This window comes from Cocleimonas flava (assembly GCF_004339015.1).
GTDB lineage: Bacteria > Pseudomonadota > Gammaproteobacteria > Thiotrichales > Thiotrichaceae > Cocleimonas > Cocleimonas flava.
Genome location: NZ_SMFQ01000003.1, coordinates 793743 through 811275 on the forward strand (window position 1 = coordinate 793743; position 17533 = coordinate 811275).

Genomic DNA, 17533 nt, shown 5'->3' on the forward strand with positions numbered 1-17533 from the left:
ACTCTTAGGTTGAAACCATTTTCAGGGTAATTAGTGAAACGCTTTGTGATTGATATCTAATAATTGATGTTCACGTGCAAATCACGTGAACATCAATTCAGACTTATTTGCTGTTATAAGCTTTAGAAACTGCATAACTATTTTCAAGCCAGTTCCAGCTTTTCACTTTGCCATCTTTAACATGCACCCGAACAGCCCAGGTGAATTTTCCGGTATCGACGCCAGAATTATTCGCGATTGCGCTCATGGTACCCATGAACATCGCCTGATCAGCTTTTGAGAAACTGTAATCGGTACTCCAGCTTGTTACTTTTAAACCTGCGCCGAATGCCGGCATAAATGTCCCCATCACTGTTTCTTTGCCTTCCCAGTTTCCAATCCACGGGATGTTTGGATCACCTTCGTTGTGCCAGACGAAATCATCACTCATTAATTCATTGAGCGTCTTTCCATCACCACTTCCTGCTGCATTCAAAAATGATTGAGCAACCGCAAGTGTTTTATCGGATTGTTCATCGGCGTAAGCCACTCCTGCCACATTCGTTAACATCAACCCTGCTAGTAATACTGAATAAATATATTTCATCGGTGTAACTCCTTCTATCTCTTTAAATTTGGGTTGATCGTTGATGAAAACACCCAACCCTTGTTGCCTTTAATCTGCTGATTACGTGACTTTTTACTTACCTTTCAATTGACCAAGCGCACCAGACCAGTCTTCAACGTGATAAGTCTTAACGATTTTGCCATTTTCAATGGTGTGAATATCAATAGTTAAAATATCGAAGCTTTTGCCTTTGCCATCAACTCCAAATAAAGGCCCCGTTGGCGTACCTGTTGCGCGGCTTCTAACGACAACGCGATTACCTGATTCGATCATCTCCTGAGGTTCCCATTTAAGGTTTGGGATTAATTTAGAGAAAAAGCCTATCTGACCTAAAAATGCTTCTTTAGATTTATTTTTCCCCGAATAGTTTCCAATACTCTCCCAATCATCAGCGATGTGCGTGTTGAAGTTTTTTACGGCTGCGGCTGACCCAGGATTACTTAGAAGATCATAAAACGTTTGTGTCGTTGCTTTATTATCAGCAGCTGAAACATTACTCATTGCCATCATTGGAAGCGCAGCAACCATAAGTAATGCAAAAATCTTTTTGAAAATATTCATCATAAATGTCTCTTTTGTGTGTTTAGAAAATTAAGCAGTTACATGTTGTAGCCACAAAAAACATTCTATCGACTCTCTCATTGTTTGATAATATGCCTTTAATTAATTTCATAATTCGATAAAATGAGATAATGCTCAATCAACTCAGACAAATCGCCGTGTTTGCCAAAACAGTCGAACACGGCTCATTCCGTAAAGCGGCGCATGCTTTGAATCTCTCTCCATCTGTGGTCAGTCATCACATTGCTAAATTGGAAGAAGAACTAGGAGTAGCCTTGCTATACCGGTCTACCCGTAAACTCTCACTCACCTCCGATGGCGAAGCGCTACTGATTTCAGCGCACGCCATGCTAGAAGCTGCAGAAAGTTTTTTAAATGTTGCCACTAAACAGTCGACACAACTTATAGGAAATTTAAGCGTCACACTTCCGGCGGTTTTACAACAATCGGCTTTGGTTAATCACATCGGTTCGTTTGCTAAGTCACATCCCAATGTCATTCTAGATCTCGATTTTTCTGATTTAACCACCAACCTGATCAATGATGGGGTAGATGTCGCAATCAGAATGGGCTGGTTACAAGACAGTGGACTCAAAGCGCGAAAACTCTATGACGTAGATCGATACGTCGTCGCATCAGCCGACTATCTCAAAACCAAGCCCAATGAAATAACCGTTGAAGAAGTCGAAACCTGGGACTGGATGGAGCTTTCCTCGGTTGGCCTTGCGAATCTTTATTCTTTTCCAAATAACCCCAAAAGAGTATTCAGACCCCAATCCAGAATTCGGGTTAACAGTGCCTACGCCATACATAAACTCGTCTCAAATGATAACGGCATAGCTGCATTGCCAAAGTTTCTGATAAAAGAAGAACTTGAAAGTGGTAAATTAGTACATGTATTACCAGAAATAGAAATTAAATCTGTCGGTGTTTATGCGGTGTGGCCGCCGAATGCGCCCAAGGGAGGTTTGACGAGTCGTTTTGTAGAACACTTAAAACAGAATATACAATAGTTACCCCCCTACTTTGAATGATATTAGTTTTTTGTTGTTTGAAAATGTAAATAGAACCGAGCTTGCGAGACAAAAGCTTTAGCTGACCCTTTAGGATGAGGCGTAGCCGAATAATTTATGCTTTGCGAAGGCACTTTTTTTAGTTAATCATGAAAAAAAACAAAGACATTCCATTACATTCTTTTAAAAACACTGTTGATAATGTACAGAGTTCTCAGGGAAAAACACTCGAACCCCTTGATCCAGAATTTCCGTTTGTAATGACCAGTTTTGGGGCCATGAATGAGTCAGCTCAGGCAAAATATCCACATCGTCATGATTGCTATGAAGTGCTGTATATTTGTGAAGGCGAAGGAACTCATATCATTGATTTCGAACCCTATCCCGTTAAGACGAATACATTCTATTTCCTCTCCAAAGACCAGGTCCATTTTTGGCAATTAAGTAAACCATTAAAGGGTTATGCCCTGCTCTTTACTGAAGAGTTTTTAGGCATTCCTTCTTCGAACATTATCAGGACCCATGATTTCTCCTTTTTCCACGATGTGGGACAAGCCCCCTACCTTTCTATCGATAACAAAGCATCTGCAATGGTCAATGGATTGTTTGATGGAATAGAGCAGGAGTTTCGCAATGAGACTGTGCGAAGTCTGTCCGTATTACGTGCTTATTTACACATTCTGCTAACACAACTACATCGTTTGTATGATGTTGATCACCCAGAAAGACACGCCAAGACAACATCGCCTATCGTACGACATTTTTCACAACTGGTATCCGAACACTTTATTTCGGAACATTCTGTAAAAGACTACGCCAACAAAATCGGGATTAGTACCAGCCATCTCACCGATACCATCAAAGCTGTTACAGGACAATCACCGGGAAACATTATTCGACAAAAGCTTGCGGTAGAAGCTAAGCGTTTACTAGTCCAAAGCAACGCTAGCATCGCTGAAATTGGTTATCACCTAAACTTTGAAGACTCATCCTATTTCGGACGATTTTTTAAACGTGAAACCGGTATGAGTCCTGCAGCCTTTCGCCAGGAGATACGAGAAAAATACCAGATTGACTCAGACAAAACCCCTTGATTTAAGTCAAAAGATTGGATGATTCAACTGAAAATCCGCGAAAAGTACCAGAACAGCCGTGTTCAGTCTCTATATAAACTCCTGCATTAATTCATCATATCCCCATAGCATGAATTAACCATTAGCATTCAAGGAGAGAACCAATGAAAACTCAACTAAGTACTTTATCAATACTAACCACACTTCTTATTTCAGGAAGTGCCGTTTATGCAGATACTGACACAAGGCAAGATTCAAAAACGTATAAAATCGCAACACGATTAAGTGACTATACGCGCCCAATAACGTTTACCCCGACAAAAGCCATAGCAGTCAACGGTGCAATTACCGAAAATATTGTTACCACCACTCAAAACATATTTAACAAAGAGGCTCTTTTCCTCAAGAAAGGAATAGTGAAGCCTGTAGGTGAAGACCAATTCAGTGCATGGGAACTTGTCAGTGACGAAGGTGGTACTGATCATGATCAAACGGCACCAAACCCTTTAACCTATTATACGGCAGGTTCAGCCTCAAGTTTATTAACCCAAATTGAAAGAAGCATAAAAATATTAGGTCTGGATGTTGAGGATGTAAAAATAGAATCAAAAATATTTTTTAGATTCGATGATCCCATGACAAAAAAATGGTCTGGCTACACGGATAAAGTCATCTCTAATATTCTCATTAAAAGTAATGAGCCACCCGAAAAAATAACAGCATTAAAAGAAATGGCTCTTAAAGCCTGGGCTGTGGGTGAAGGACTGGCAAACAAAACCACTATCGATGCTGCAATAGTCATCAATTCAGATAATTGGTCAGGAATGACAGTTCATGCAGGAAAAGTAGAATCCCCTATTTCTATCGACAATGGTTTTACCCTCACCAATGTCACACCTGATTTAAAATTTGAAACAATGGACATTGAAGAAGATCTTGCTTTTGGCATGATGAATATGCCGAACCCTATGATATTCCCAGAAATTGCCATTGCCGAATCTGCAAATGATGCAGGCAGACCCTATATGCACAAGATCAGAGCTAAATCATTAACCCAAAATTATCAAACCTGGGAGCTTTATTCTGATGACAGCCGTGGATATTCTGGAATGGATAAAGCCCCTACCTCAAGAGACTATTTCACCGTAGGCACATCCTTTTGCTTAATGAGTCAACTTGCAATAAATAAAATGCTCTTCCAGAAACAAGGCGTCGAGATTAAAAATTACCGGGTAGAACACCAATTTAATTATCAGCAAGATAATTTTATGACACCCACAATGACGGGACATCTGGATGATGTAATTACCAGAGTCATAGTCACCAGCGACGCTCCAGAAGAAGCGGTAAATAATTATGCCAAACAATCTCTTCGTATGTGTTTTGCAGGAGAAGGAATTCAAAATGAAACTGAAATGGAAACCAATATTTACCTCAACGGAAAGATCGTAAAGTAAGACAAAACACCCTGTTGAAAGACCCTTTCAACAGGGGTAATTATCAAATGAGATAAAGGAACATAGAAATGAAACAGCTAAAAAAACTACTGCCCGCTAATGTCAAAAATACATTGAGCGTATGTTTTGCCACAGTTATTTTAACCTTAAGCGGAGTAGCGACAGCCGAAAGTACGTTTGATACACAGGCCGTAAAAGACAAATACAGTGTTAGAGATTATGTTTATGCGCCAATGCCTGAGCGCGGCTACAACTATTATGAAATTGCCAAAGATACCTATTTCGTTCATGACGAATTCGAACACATGGTCTTTTTTGTCACTGACGACGGTGTAGTTGTTTATGACCCCAAGCCTGATGTATCGCCATTTGTGCTCAAGGTGATTCCTCAAGTCACGGACAAACCCATCACACATGTAATTTACTCACACCATCATCGTGATCATTCACAAGGGGCTTATCTTTTTCCGGAGTCAGCTGAGTTGATTGCCAATGAACGAACCACCAAATTTCTGGCAATTGCAAAAGACCCAAAACGTCCTATGCCTGACACAACCTGGTCGGACAGTTATGTACTGGAAACTGGCGGCCTCCGACTTGAATTCAAAGATTTAGGACGGAACTGGCATTCTCAAGACGACACCATCATGTATGCACCGCAGCAAAAGATCTTGTTTGCTACTGATATGTTCCACGCTGATGCGGCTCCCTGGATCCATTTTGGTGAATCTTCCGACCCAATGTTCGCCTTTATGTTGCCCGGCATATTATTAGATACTTATGATTTTGAGTTTGTTATTCCCGGTCATGAACGCATTGTACCCACTCGTGCTCACATGGAGACCTATAAAGCGTTGATAGCGGATATGCAAAAGATTCTATTTGAGGTTGTAAAATCCCCTGCATTCCAGAAAAGCGCTGAAGAAGCAGCCAAACGTTATAAAGATGGTCAAGACCACTGGGAATACAAAGAAAGTATCATGACAGCGTCAAATCTGTGCGCGAGTAAGTTTATCGAAAATTGGGCTGGGCGCGTACGTAATGCCAACTTGAATGCCGTGGAAAACTGCCAAACCATGTTTATGCATCAGATTATTCTTGATCCATAAAACTTAACTACGTTAAAGGCGAATACTAGCTTTTGATTGGGTTAGTATTCGCTTTAATTTTTATTAATTTTCATGAGAAACAAGCTATGAGTGACATACCACTAAATTAGCAAACATCCAATTAATGGACAGGTGACCGAGAAAAAGGCGAGGTTCGAATTGACGACTTACCCTTACTGCCCACTAGTTCACCACATGATGCCGACCGATTTTGTCCAGTTGATATTGAGCCAATTATTAAAACCGCAAAATCATCAATGAACTGCAATAAATATAATTATCGAAGATATTAAACACTGTTACTAACACCTAAAATATGGAAGAGAAAACCATGCCTAGAAAATTTTTTGCAGTAGCCTTGCTTGTCTCATTTATAGCAATGTCTACATCAGGGTTGATGATGTTTTTCATTGAAAAACCATCGTTTACCATTCAAATGCACCCAGTACATAAACTCTTCGGACTGGTTATGATCATCTCGGTGATTGGCCATCTAAGTTTTAACTATCGATCTCTATTAACTTATTTGAAGACGAAAACAATCGCAATATTCGGCAGTGTATTGGTATTTCTACTGGTATTTCTCTACGGTGTAGCGATCAACAATAAAGTACCCGACAATATTGCGATACCGATGGATGAACTGGCAGGTCAGGCTGAGTCACACGAGTAACAACAAGTTTTGAGGGGGGACTTTTTTAATGAGTTTACATTTCAGTGATTTTTTTGTCGCTCAGGAGCGTATTTCTTTTTCACTTATTTTAGAAATCAGTCACGAGTTCACTTCTTTGTTTACTGTGTGAAAAGCCGCATAAAAGTACAGGGGTGTGTTTATAAGTGTTATCTTTAAGAATACTTATTTATTCAGCCTTTAACGCCCAAAACTAACGAATTCTATGACTGACTTTTCAGACAGCTTTTCTATTATCTATCAAGATGATGACATCGTAGCGATACATAAGCCTGCCGGTCTTTTGGTTCATCGATCGTGGATGGATTCCGACGAAACACAATTCGCCGTGCAGATGACCAGAGATGCGATTGGGCAAAAGGTATTCCCCGTACATCGTCTGGATAAGCCCACCTCAGGCGTACTTATCTTTGCTCTTTCATCAGAGGTTGCGCGATTACTTCAAGAACAATTCCAGAATAATAGCATCGAAAAAGAATACCTCGCTCTGGTACGAGGCTGGCCAAGCCATGCAAAAGATCATGGAAAATGGATAGTCGATAAACCCCTTAAATATCATGTCGACAAGTTCTCCGAACCCGATACTGAAGAAGGGAAAATGCAAGAAGCTGAAACACATTTTGATTGTCTACAAACAGCGACCATCCAGCAACCCGTAGGACGCTATGACTCAGCTAGATATGCTCTAGTAAAAGCGATGCCAAAAACTGGCAGAAAACATCAAATACGTCGCCACCTGAATCACTGTAATCACCCCATAGTGGGAGATGTAAATCATGGGGATCGTCATCACAATCACTTCTTTCAAGACCACTTTAAGCAGACTCGCTTATATCTGGCAGCCACACAGATAACACTTACGCATCCGATTAGTTTGGAGTCTTTGGTGATTGAAGCACCGATAGAGGCATCCTTTCAAAGTGTGATTGATCAGATTGATTGGGATTAGAAAATTGTCACCCCCCTACTTTGGGGCACTTTTTTCAAATCTAGCGATGTTGTTTAAACCCCTTTCAAATAAGCCGAGCGACACGGCTAATTGACGATTAAGGTTTTAGCTGTCTGAGTGAGGAACGAGCGAGTTCTAAAACCGCGTCAATTTGCTGTGTTGTGAGGGAACCGCATGCGGCTTGTTTGTGGGCGGCATTTTGTTTGGTTCGTTGGGTATCACAATTAACTAGTATTTATAGTTACAGCGGCTCAGGAATGTTTTATCCACTAGGCGCGACTTGCAGTGAATGGTTATTCCCTTCACAAAAGTTGTAACAACGTGGATGAGGCATTCCTGATTCGCCCGAAGGGAGCAACCCAATGCCCACAATACAGCGTTATGTTTATTGGAAAGGGATTTCCATTACCATCTAAACATGCCTTGCCTTGTGAGCATTGGGTTGCTCTGTAGTTATAAATACTAGATAACTGTGATACTGGGCTGAGCAAAATAAATGAACTCGTAGCCGATAACTAAATATTCGAGGAGAAGAAACAAATTACCAAGCTACGAAAAAATTACTCGGTGATAGACAATAGATTGAAATCAAAAATAGTCACCCCCCTACTTTGAGGCTCTTTTTTAACCCTTCATATCTACAAAAAAATTAAAATTAATTGTACTCTACACAGATAAAACAAATATAAACAACGAGGACCATTCTCATAGATAACTTACTAAGCCGATCAGCTGAATTTGAGAAAGAGATGATTCGCATCTTTATGCAAGATGCTTATGATAATTCAGACAGAATTCGCATAAGTAAAATTATGTGTAGCGTTGCTTTCGAGCATGCTGAAAGTCTCAAAATATTATTAGCATCACATAATTTCACATCAGCAGTGGGAATACTTCGTATTCAATTCGAATCCTATGTTCGAGGAGTATGGGTGCTTTATGCAGCATCAGATACTGAGCTAAGTAAACTAACCGCCGAGCTAAATAATGAGAACGCTAAACGCGCAGAAAGATTGCCAATGCTAAGCGCAATGATTAACAAGTTAGAATCTAAAGCACCTGAGAATGCGATTTCTCCAATACTTGAGTTTAAAAAGTATTCATGGGGGCCATTGAACTCCTATTTGCATGGAGGTCTTCATGCTATTGATCGACATAGTAAAGGTTACCCTGTCGGTATACTTGAGCAAGCACTGAAAGCGTCAAATGGTGTTAATGGAATGGTAGGAATGTTTGCTGCTGTTCTTACTGGAAGACAAGATTTAGTTAAAGAAGTATCAGAAATATACAAATCGTATTCAGACTGTTTTCAGATGAAAGCAGATATGAATTCATAATAAAGCATCGATACAGATAAGCTATTAAACCTAAATCCAAACAATAATCTTAATATAGTCACCCCCCTACTTACAGGCACTTTTTTAAAATCTAGCGATGTTGTTTAACCCCCTTTCAAACAAGCCGAGCGACACGGCTAATTGGCGATTATGGTTTTAGCTGTTTGAGCGACTATAGGAGCGAGTTCTAAAACCGCGTCAATTCGCTGTGTCGTGAGGGAACCGCTTGCGGCTTTTTTGTGGGCAGCCTTTTGTTTGGTTCGTTTATTTTGGCTGAGCAAAATAAATGAACTCGTAGCCGATAACTAAATATTCGAGGAGAAGAAACAAATCACCAAGCTACGAAAAAATTACTCGGTGATAGATAACAGATTTAAATCAGGTAAAGTCACCCCCTACTTATGTAATAAATGAACATATAGAACCAATGATTAGGTAACAAGAATCTGGCATAATAACTAAAACTTATTCGGTTTATTTGAAAAATACAAAAACCGAAAAAAAGTAGGGAAGAGTCCCTATTTTCCTGTATTTAAAACAGATAGAAAGTTAAAAACACCTATTTAACAGTAACTTAAGGATTCGTTTCAAATTGATAAAATAACTAGAAGGATTCCATATATTACTATTAAGAGGGATTTAATCCTTCTTTAAAGACCGTTAGATTCCTCAGAGTAATTGAAGTCAGGAGTAAGTTTTGAAAATCAAGGAAGTACATATTAAAAATTGGAGATCAATTGAATCAGTTAAGCTTGATTATCAGGATCTGATGATATTTATCGGCCAAAATAATCACGGAAAATCCAACATATTAAGCTCACTTTTGTTTTTCTTTGGAGAGATAAAACCTCAAGAGCTAGATTTTCATAATCAATCGGATGAACTATTTGTAGAAGTTGTTTTCTCAAACCTAGATGAAAGCGATCGCTCTACATTCAGCAAATACGTTACATCTGAGGGAGAGATAAAAATCAGGAAGACTGCATATGCCTCCGGTAGTTTTGATTACAAAGGTTATATTCAAAACCCAGTCGAAGAGTGGCTTCAAGAAAGCAATGCTGGCGCTTATACCGCAAGGGCAACAGCTGAATCTCTACCTTTGGCTGAGTTTCTTCCTGAGGTCGGGAGAATTACACAGGCAAATATTAAGTTCGCTCAATCGGAATATATTCAGAGAAACATCGACACGGTTTCATTCAATTATGAAATGGAAGATTCCAACTTTTTAGGCTTGAAGAATGTAGCGAAAGGGATATTTGGACAGGTATTTCATATACCCGCAATTAGAAGCGCCTCAGATGATTATGTTACTAAGGAGACAAGTGCATTTGGCTCTCTATATTCAAAGTTAATTGAACAAATGTCTTCTTCAAACCCTGAATGGATTTCAGCTAAAGATAATATCTCAACTCTTTTTGGTTTGTTAAATAAAACTGATAGTGAAGGAAATCATAACGAAGAACGCCCGCCCGAATTATCTGCTTTTGAAGAAAGACTTAGTTCTCACCTTTCATCTTGGGGGGCTGAGATTGACGTAGAAATAGTTGCACCAAATATTGATGATGTCTTTAAAGCTAACACTCAGGTATGGATAAATGATGGGGTTAAAACTGATATTAATCGCAAAGGGCACGGATTGCAGCGTGCCTTGAGTTTTGCCTTAATAAAAACCATAGCTGAAACTCTTCAAGAAGAGCGCGTAGCGGCTGAAGAAGCAGGCGAGACAGCTGGTGCTCGGCGTGCGTCAAATTCAATGTACTTCATATTGGAAGAGCCCGAACTTTATTTGCACCCACAAGCTCAAAGGGCTTTGTTTCAATCACTAACATCATTGGTCGAGGGAGGTGCGCAAGTATCACTTTGCACTCATTCAAGTGCATTAATAGATTTAGAGTATTACAAATCAATATGTATTGTCAGAAAAGACCAACCAGAGAGCGGGACCACTATATGTCAATGTACCGAGGAAATTTTTACAGGTAATGACAAGAAAGACTTCAATCTTAGCTACTGGGTAAACCCTGACAGGAGCGAATTGTTCTTCGCGCAAAAAGTAATATTAGTTGAAGGAGCCACCGAAAAGACGGTAATTCCTTACATCGCCCAAAGAATAGATTGCTTCAAGCATCAGTATTCAGTTATTGACTGCGGTTCAAAGAATAACATTCCAGCCTATGTTGGTTTGTTAAACAAATTCAATATTCCTTATGTGGCGGTATATGATATTGATCATCAGGCAGGTAAATCACAAGCGGCCATTGATTCCGCAGATATTGCAACCCGAGGAATAGAGGATGTTGTTGATAGAAGTTGTGGTTCTACCATCACGTTAGTAAATGATATAGAGGAAGAACTTGGCATGGCTCAAGGTGCCGGTAGCAAACCTTATGTTGCTTTGGAAGAAATAAGCAGTGATGACTTTGAGGTTTCGGATCAATTTAAAGACAAAGTCCTAACAATGTATGAGTAAGAATCTAACAAATATGTCAATTAGGATATTCACAAGCTCACGCCTATTACGCGGGCGTTATATTAAAGAAGACTAAATGATCACATTTATTGAAAACTGGATTGATGAAACACTTAATAATTATTCCAGCCAAAAACAATCTTGCAGCCAATTTTCTGAAGAATTTAAAGGTTTTTATCCTTTGGAGTTTTTACAAAAGTGTAATTTTGTCGTAGTTAATAAAATTCCAAAACCAGATCATCCCAGTTTAATAGATGCCGGTCTTGGAAGTTTCATTGATGAACCTTCTGATGGAATTACATATAAAAACACATACTTTATTAAGTCTGGTTATGAACAAACACCATCATTACATTTTCATGAGTTAGTCCATGTCTTACAATGGAACATTCTAGGAGTAAGTGGCTTTATTAACCGTTATATTTATGAACTTAAAAAGTACGGTTATGATGATGCACCGTTAGAAGTAATGGCTTATTATCTTGAAGATCTTTATTCAAATAATGAAAAACCAATAGATGTATCTAATTATGTTAATCAAAAAATATAACACGTTGCAGCATCGGAAAAAATTATTCAATGAAAAACAAACGATTTCAATCTAGTAACATCACCCCCCTACTTTGGGACACTTTTTTAATCTAGCAACATCTTACAAACCCCATTCCTAGGTTAATCATTGTACGTCGACGATTCCTCACGGAATCTACAACATACTTTCTTAGGCTTCTGGTAAGCCTAAGAAAGTAAAAACCCAGAATACTCCCCCAACTCCCCTTCCAAATCAGCAATCCCAACCTTCACAAACTCCACCTCCACCCCCGGCTTACTCTGACTCAACTTCGCCACATCCAAATGCGCCACACACCCCAATAACGGATACCCACCAATCGTCTGCCGATCCTTCATCAACACAATCGGCTGCCCATCTTTAGGCAATTGAATAAACCCCGTACTAATCCCCTGCGAGATAATACTTTTACCATCATGCGGCAACGCCTCACCCTTTAAGCGATAGCCCATGCGATTTATTTCATTACTGACGCGATAGCTTTGCTGGGTAAATTTATTCAAGATCGCTTCACCACAGCCATTTTCAGAATAATTCGGGATAAAACGTATGCTGATTTTATCTGGGTATGACGGGATATACGCTTCAGGCACCACGGTTGAAAATGGCCCCGTACCCTTTATGTGTCGCTCGTTGTAATGCGGATAATCCAGTGAATCTCCTGCGACTAATTTCTCGCCGTTTTGATGGATACCCCCCAAATACTCCCGCATTACGGTACTGCAACTGGATAATTGTGGCTTAACATCAAAACCACCGGCAATCGCCAGATAGGCATATAGCCCATGATGTGCGCCACCAAAGCGAAGTACATCACCTGCTTTTATCGCGTAACTGTGCCATGTTTTGAGTGGTTTATGATTGAGTGTTGGGTGTAAGTGCGCGCCGCAAATGGCGATTCTTGTGGGTTTGGTAAAACGTGCTTCAAACCCGCCCAGACAAATTTCTATCTGCGGTGCATTGAAGTTGTTTTGCAATAAACGATTCGCCCATAGATAAGCGTGTTCATCCATCGGGCCACTATTGGTGATGCCATAGTGTTGCATACCGTAGCGCCCATAGTCTTGAAGTAAACTAATGACGCCAGGTTTTACTATTTGCAAGGTAGGCGGTAATAAATCGTCTAGCGACATTTAAAACTCCCCGCCCAAATCAAGGTACGCTTGTTTGCTGATGGGATTAAATTTAATGCTATCCCCTACTTCAAATTCGCACGGTGGGTGTTGATTGTAATCTACAAGATTCATTGGGGTGCGACCGATGATATTCCAGCCACCCGGAGAATCAAATGGATAGATAGCGGTTTGTTCGCCGGCAATGCCTAAACTGCCTTTGGGTACTGAAAGCCTTGGGGTTTCTTTTCTCGGCACTGCAATCGGCTGATCAACAGAGCCTAAGAATGCAAAGCCGGGAGAGAAACCAAGGGCAAACACACGATAGGTTTTCTGGTGATGCATCTGAATGATTTGCTCGATCGATAAGCCGGTTGATTCAGTCATTTCATGCAGATCGAGCCCGACTTCTTCACCATAATAAACGGGGATTTCTATGAGTTTCTGTTGGCCATCATGGGTGTCATCTTCTGCTGCGTTTAATACGATATCGGTTATCGTTTCCAGCTTATCGACAAAGCCTTGATGGTTTATTTTACGTAAGTTAAAGCTTAAATGTATCGACGCGTAGGAAGGCACGATATCAATCACATAGTCTGCAAGTTCAGCATCGATAAGTTGTTTTAACTTAAGTACTTGAGCGGCTACCTGCTGCGATATCTTCTGCTCGAACAGCACAACTACGGTGTTCTCGGATACAGAAACTACTTTCATGGCTTTATGGAAACTATCAACATTGTATTTATCAGAAATATCACAATGGATTAAGACTTCGTAAAATTAGCATCAATAAATTTTCTAATGCTTTTAACCGATTCCAGCGCTTGCACATTATCACCATGCACACACAGGGTATCGGCATGGACGGATAGCGTGTTACCCGAAATACTGATGGCTTGTTTGTCTGTAATCAACGATTTGATTTGATCCTGGATGTCATTTTCATTTTCCAGAACCGAGCCTTCCAGAGCGCGTGAGGTCAGGTTTCCATCATCGGCGTAACGTCTATCGGCAAAGGCTTCAAACAACAGCGATACAGAATGCTTTTCTGCCAGTTGTTTGTTTTCTTCGGCATCGGCATTGGCCAGTATCATCAATGGCACAGGGTCTTTTAAAGACGCGACTGCTTGCATAATCGCGGTTAATTGCGATTTGCTTTTCATCATGGTGTTGTACAACGCGCCATGCGGTTTTACGTAGCCGATCTTGGTGCCATTGGCTTCGCAAATCGCCTGTAATGCCCCTACCTGATAGAGCACCAGTTGTCTTATTTCATCTGCATTAAACGACATGTCACGACGTCCAAAACCGAGCAGATCGGGGTAACCCGGATGCGCACCGATGGTGACGTTGTTTTGTACTGCCAACTTAACCGTTTTATCCATAATGAATGGGTCAGAGGCATGAAAACCACAAGCGATATTTGCCATATCAATATACGGCATGATTTGTTCGTCTGTGCCCATTTTCCAGGCGCCGTAGCTTTCGCCTAAATCACAATTTAGTTTAATCATATTATTTCTGTGTCATCAATTGAGGCAACCATGTCGCTATTCCCGGGAAAACAGTGAGCAACACGATTGCGGTGAGTAATAAGAAGAAAAATGGCAACGCATAGGCTGCTATTTTCAATATATTGATTTTGGTTAATCCCTGCATTACAAACAGATTAAAACCAACTGGCGGGGTAATCTGCGACATCTCAACCACTAATACCACATAGATACCGAACCATAAAAGATTGATGCCGCTGCTTTCTACCATCGGTAACACAATAGACGTGGTTAACACCACCATCGATATACCATCGAGGAAAAAGCCGAGTACCATGAAGAATAAGGTCAATACTATGATGAGTTGTGTGGGCGTTAAGCCCATCACCGAGATACTTTCTGCCAGTGCTCTGGGGATGCCGGTGAAACCCATTGCAAGGCTGAGGAAGGCCGCACCCGCGATGATAAAGGTAATCATGCACGAGGTTCTGGTTGCGCCTAATAAGCTTTCTTTAAAGGTTTGTAATGACAAATTTCCCGTTACCAAAGACAAAATCAGTGCACCAAATACACCCAGTGCTGCGGCTTCAGTTGCAGTAGCAAAACCTGCATAGATAGAACCGAGAACGAATAAAATTAATCCCATTACCGGAAATAATCGACGTGTCGCGTAGAGTTTTTGTCCGAAGGTCATGTTGGTTAACTCTTCGTCATCTTCCTCTGGGAATTTATCTTTATTCAGCATTGACCAAATCATGGTGTAACCCATAAACAGCACCACCAACATGGCTCCGGGTAATACGCCTGCGATAAATAAACGCGAGATAGAAACTTCGGCAGATACCCCATACACAATCAAAATAATGGAAGGTGGAATGAGAAATCCTAAAGTACCCGAGCCAGCTAAGGTACCCAGCATCATCTTCATCGGGTAACCGCGTTTTTCTAATTCGGGTATAGTGATTTTACCTATGGTGGCAGCAGTGGCAGCGGATGAGCCTGACACTGCGGCAAAAATAGTACAGCCCAATATGTTTACGTGTAATAAACGTCCCGGCACTTTGTTTAGCCACGGTGCGAGACCATGGAATAAATCCTGCGAGAGTTTGGTCCGAAACAGTATTTCCCCCATCCAGATAAACAGGGGTAAAGCAGCAAGCGTCCAGGTGGCAGATGCTCCCCAGGTGGTGGTTGCCATCACCAGTCCAATATTACTGTTGTCGTTTAACATCAGGGCAACAAAACCAACCAGAAACAGTGAGGCTGCAACCCAGATACCACTGAGTAATGACACTAATAAAACGGCGCCAAGAATAATAATTAAGTGAGTCATTTCCATGTGATTTCCCCTACTCTTCCAAGCCAACGAAGGTGGGAGTCCCACCAGAAATCAACAACACCAGATCGTCGATTAAAGCAATCAGGAAAACAAGCAGCCCTATTACCATACCCAATTGAGGAATCCACAAAGGCACGGCGATATAACCTTGAGACAACTCATCGAATGACCAGGATTCATAGACAAAAGCGGCGGTGTAATAAACCCCGTAGGCAATCATCAGAATGAAAACACTGAGTGCCGCCGTCAGGGCAAAGCGACTGACCTTTCCCTTGAGTAGATGAACCAGAATGGTAATGCGAATATGTCCACCCATTCTAAAGGTATACGCTAATGCCAAAAATGTGGCAGCGGCGAGAAAAAATCCGGCAAAATCTTCGGTTGATGGAATAATGATATTGAACCAGCGCCCAACAATCTGTGCCAGTATCATGATGGTGATTAAAATGATGAACAAGCCAGCTAACATGCCTGAACCTAGATAAAGCGTATCAAGAAAACGTCTCAAAACTATGACCTCAGATTATCTGTGCTGATTAAAAAAAACGAAAATTGAAAGTGAGTAAGAATGTGTAACTAAGTAAGTCAGAGGGTGTACGGATTAACTGGAAATCATGATTAATTGAAAAACCTGATTAACTAAAAATCCTGAGTACACCCCCCCACTTATAGAGGCTTTTTTATTGATCAAAGCCTCTAATGGCTAAGCATCTAATAACTATGCTTCTAAAAACTATGCATCAAAAAGAAGGCGATTATTGAAGTGCTTTTATAATCGCAGCGCCATCAGCGCCTGCTTCTTTTGCCCATTCTTCACCCATTGTTTTACCAATTGCCTGAAAACCTGTTTTCAACTCCGCAGATGGTGTCGCAACGTTGATACCTTTTTCGGCCAGAATAGCTGTTTTTGCTTTTGTTTCTTCTATCGCCATCTCCCAACCACGAGCTTCTGCAGCGGCTGCAGCTTCTTCAACGGCCTTTTGTACTTTCTTATCCAGACGTTTGAATGATTTAGCATTGACGATAACCATGTTCTTCGGAATCCACGCTTGTGTATCGGTGTAATCAGAAATGTAATCCCATGATTGACTGCTTACACCTGTACTTGGCGAAGTCACCATTGCATCAATGATTCCAGTCGAGAATGCTTGTGGAATTTCAGGCGTCTGAACCGTTGTAGGTGTTGCTTCTAATAACACTGCAAGACGTGACGTTGTTGGACTGTATGCGCGCATTTTTGCGCCTTTTAGATCAGCCACAGAATTGATCGGTTTTTTCGAGTAAATTCCCTGTGGAGGCCAAGGCACTGCATATAATAATTTGATGCCGTCTTTCTTTAGCGACTTTTCAATAGCGGCACGAGACGCTGTCCATAATTTTTTAGCTGAATCAAAATCAGACGCTAAAAACGGAATATTGTCTGCTTTAAATAGCGGGTTATCATTACCGAGTAGTCCCATGAACATCTCACCAATAGGAACTTGACCTGTGCGCACTGCACGGTGAATTTCCGGGTGTTTAATCAAAGATGCACCTGAGTGCACAACAATGTTTAAATCGCCAGCTGTTGCTTCATTCACTTCTTTTGCAAACTGCTTAACATTGATGGTGTGATGTACCCCATCACCGTAAGGTGTAGGCATATCCCACTTATCTGCAAACGCCGAAGATGTAAGGCCGAGTGTCAGTCCTACAGAAATTAAAGTGCCTAAAATCAGTTTTTTATTCATAATTTTTTCTCTTTGGGTCAA

General features: G+C 40.8%; 17 protein-coding genes. 9 read left to right on the forward strand and 8 right to left on the reverse strand.

Annotated features, from left to right (window positions below; all coding sequences use genetic code 11):
* Nucleotides 1–103: 103 nt before the first annotated feature.
* A complete protein-coding gene (locus EV695_RS09610; protein WP_131905706.1) occupies nucleotides 104–586 on the reverse strand; it encodes a nuclear transport factor 2 family protein in 483 nt (160 codons plus the stop codon).
* 93 nt (nucleotides 587–679) lie between these two features.
* The gene (locus EV695_RS09615) at nucleotides 680–1171 is read right to left on the reverse strand and encodes an ester cyclase (protein ID WP_207907034.1); all 492 of its coding nucleotides are present in this window, start codon (nucleotides 1169–1171) and stop codon (nucleotides 680–682) included.
* A gap of 128 nt (nucleotides 1172–1299) precedes the next feature.
* On the opposite strand from EV695_RS09615, the gene EV695_RS09620 reads away from it, so the two are divergent.
* From EV695_RS09620 to EV695_RS09660, 9 genes are all read left to right on the forward strand, one after another.
* Nucleotides 1300–2181: a LysR family transcriptional regulator gene (locus EV695_RS09620; protein ID WP_131905707.1), complete on the forward strand. Its 882-nt coding sequence runs from the start codon at nucleotides 1300–1302 to the stop codon at nucleotides 2179–2181.
* Nucleotides 2182–2330: 149 nt separating this feature from the next.
* Nucleotides 2331–3275 carry an AraC family transcriptional regulator gene (locus EV695_RS09625; RefSeq protein ID WP_131905708.1) on the forward strand — a complete coding sequence of 315 codons (945 nt, stop codon included), beginning with the start codon at nucleotides 2331–2333 and terminating at the stop codon, nucleotides 3273–3275.
* Nucleotides 3276–3418: 143 nt separating this feature from the next.
* Nucleotides 3419–4711 carry an OsmC family protein gene (locus EV695_RS09630; RefSeq protein WP_131905709.1) on the forward strand — a complete coding sequence of 431 codons (1293 nt, stop codon included), beginning with the start codon at nucleotides 3419–3421 and terminating at the stop codon, nucleotides 4709–4711.
* Between the two features lie 68 nt (nucleotides 4712–4779).
* The gene (locus EV695_RS09635; RefSeq protein ID WP_131905710.1) at nucleotides 4780–5820 is read left to right on the forward strand and encodes an MBL fold metallo-hydrolase; all 1041 of its coding nucleotides are present in this window, start codon (nucleotides 4780–4782) and stop codon (nucleotides 5818–5820) included.
* A gap of 331 nt (nucleotides 5821–6151) precedes the next feature.
* Nucleotides 6152–6493: a DUF4405 domain-containing protein gene (locus EV695_RS09640; protein ID WP_131905711.1), complete on the forward strand. Its 342-nt coding sequence runs from the start codon at nucleotides 6152–6154 to the stop codon at nucleotides 6491–6493.
* A 223-nt stretch (nucleotides 6494–6716) separates the two neighbouring features.
* The gene (locus EV695_RS09645) at nucleotides 6717–7460 is read left to right on the forward strand and encodes a pseudouridine synthase (protein WP_131905712.1); all 744 of its coding nucleotides are present in this window, start codon (nucleotides 6717–6719) and stop codon (nucleotides 7458–7460) included.
* 749 nt (nucleotides 7461–8209) lie between these two features.
* A complete protein-coding gene (locus EV695_RS09650; protein ID WP_207907035.1) occupies nucleotides 8210–8797 on the forward strand; it encodes a DUF6988 family protein in 588 nt (195 codons plus the stop codon).
* Nucleotides 8798–9494: 697 nt separating this feature from the next.
* Nucleotides 9495–11267, forward strand: a complete 1773-nt coding sequence (locus EV695_RS09655; RefSeq protein WP_131905713.1) for an ATP-dependent nuclease — start codon at nucleotides 9495–9497, stop codon at nucleotides 11265–11267.
* A 76-nt stretch (nucleotides 11268–11343) separates the two neighbouring features.
* Nucleotides 11344–11817, forward strand: a complete 474-nt coding sequence (locus EV695_RS09660) for a hypothetical protein (protein WP_131905714.1) — start codon at nucleotides 11344–11346, stop codon at nucleotides 11815–11817.
* 188 nt (nucleotides 11818–12005) lie between these two features.
* Here EV695_RS09660 and EV695_RS09665 read toward each other — a convergent pair whose 3' ends face one another.
* The 6 genes from EV695_RS09665 to EV695_RS09690 all read right to left on the reverse strand — a co-directional run bounded on the left by EV695_RS09665 (nucleotide 12006) and on the right by EV695_RS09690 (nucleotide 17512).
* On the reverse strand, nucleotides 12006–12971 hold the full coding sequence (locus EV695_RS09665) for a 5-oxoprolinase subunit C family protein (RefSeq protein WP_131905715.1): 966 nt from the start codon (nucleotides 12969–12971) through the stop codon (nucleotides 12006–12008).
* The gene (pxpB, locus tag EV695_RS09670) at nucleotides 12972–13664 is read right to left on the reverse strand and encodes a 5-oxoprolinase subunit PxpB (protein ID WP_131905716.1); all 693 of its coding nucleotides are present in this window, start codon (nucleotides 13662–13664) and stop codon (nucleotides 12972–12974) included.
* 50 nt (nucleotides 13665–13714) lie between these two features.
* Nucleotides 13715–14464 (reverse strand): 5-oxoprolinase subunit PxpA, encoded by a 750-nt coding sequence (locus tag EV695_RS09675; protein WP_131905717.1) that lies wholly within the window; start codon nucleotides 14462–14464, stop codon nucleotides 13715–13717.
* Nucleotide 14465: 1 nt separating this feature from the next.
* Nucleotides 14466–15782 carry a TRAP transporter large permease gene (locus EV695_RS09680; RefSeq protein WP_131905718.1) on the reverse strand — a complete coding sequence of 439 codons (1317 nt, stop codon included), beginning with the start codon at nucleotides 15780–15782 and terminating at the stop codon, nucleotides 14466–14468.
* Nucleotides 15783–15792: 10 nt separating this feature from the next.
* Nucleotides 15793–16290: a TRAP transporter small permease gene (locus EV695_RS09685; protein ID WP_131905719.1), complete on the reverse strand. Its 498-nt coding sequence runs from the start codon at nucleotides 16288–16290 to the stop codon at nucleotides 15793–15795.
* Between the two features lie 247 nt (nucleotides 16291–16537).
* The gene (locus EV695_RS09690; RefSeq protein ID WP_131905720.1) at nucleotides 16538–17512 is read right to left on the reverse strand and encodes a TRAP transporter substrate-binding protein; all 975 of its coding nucleotides are present in this window, start codon (nucleotides 17510–17512) and stop codon (nucleotides 16538–16540) included.
* Between the last annotated feature and the right edge of the window lie 21 nt (nucleotides 17513–17533).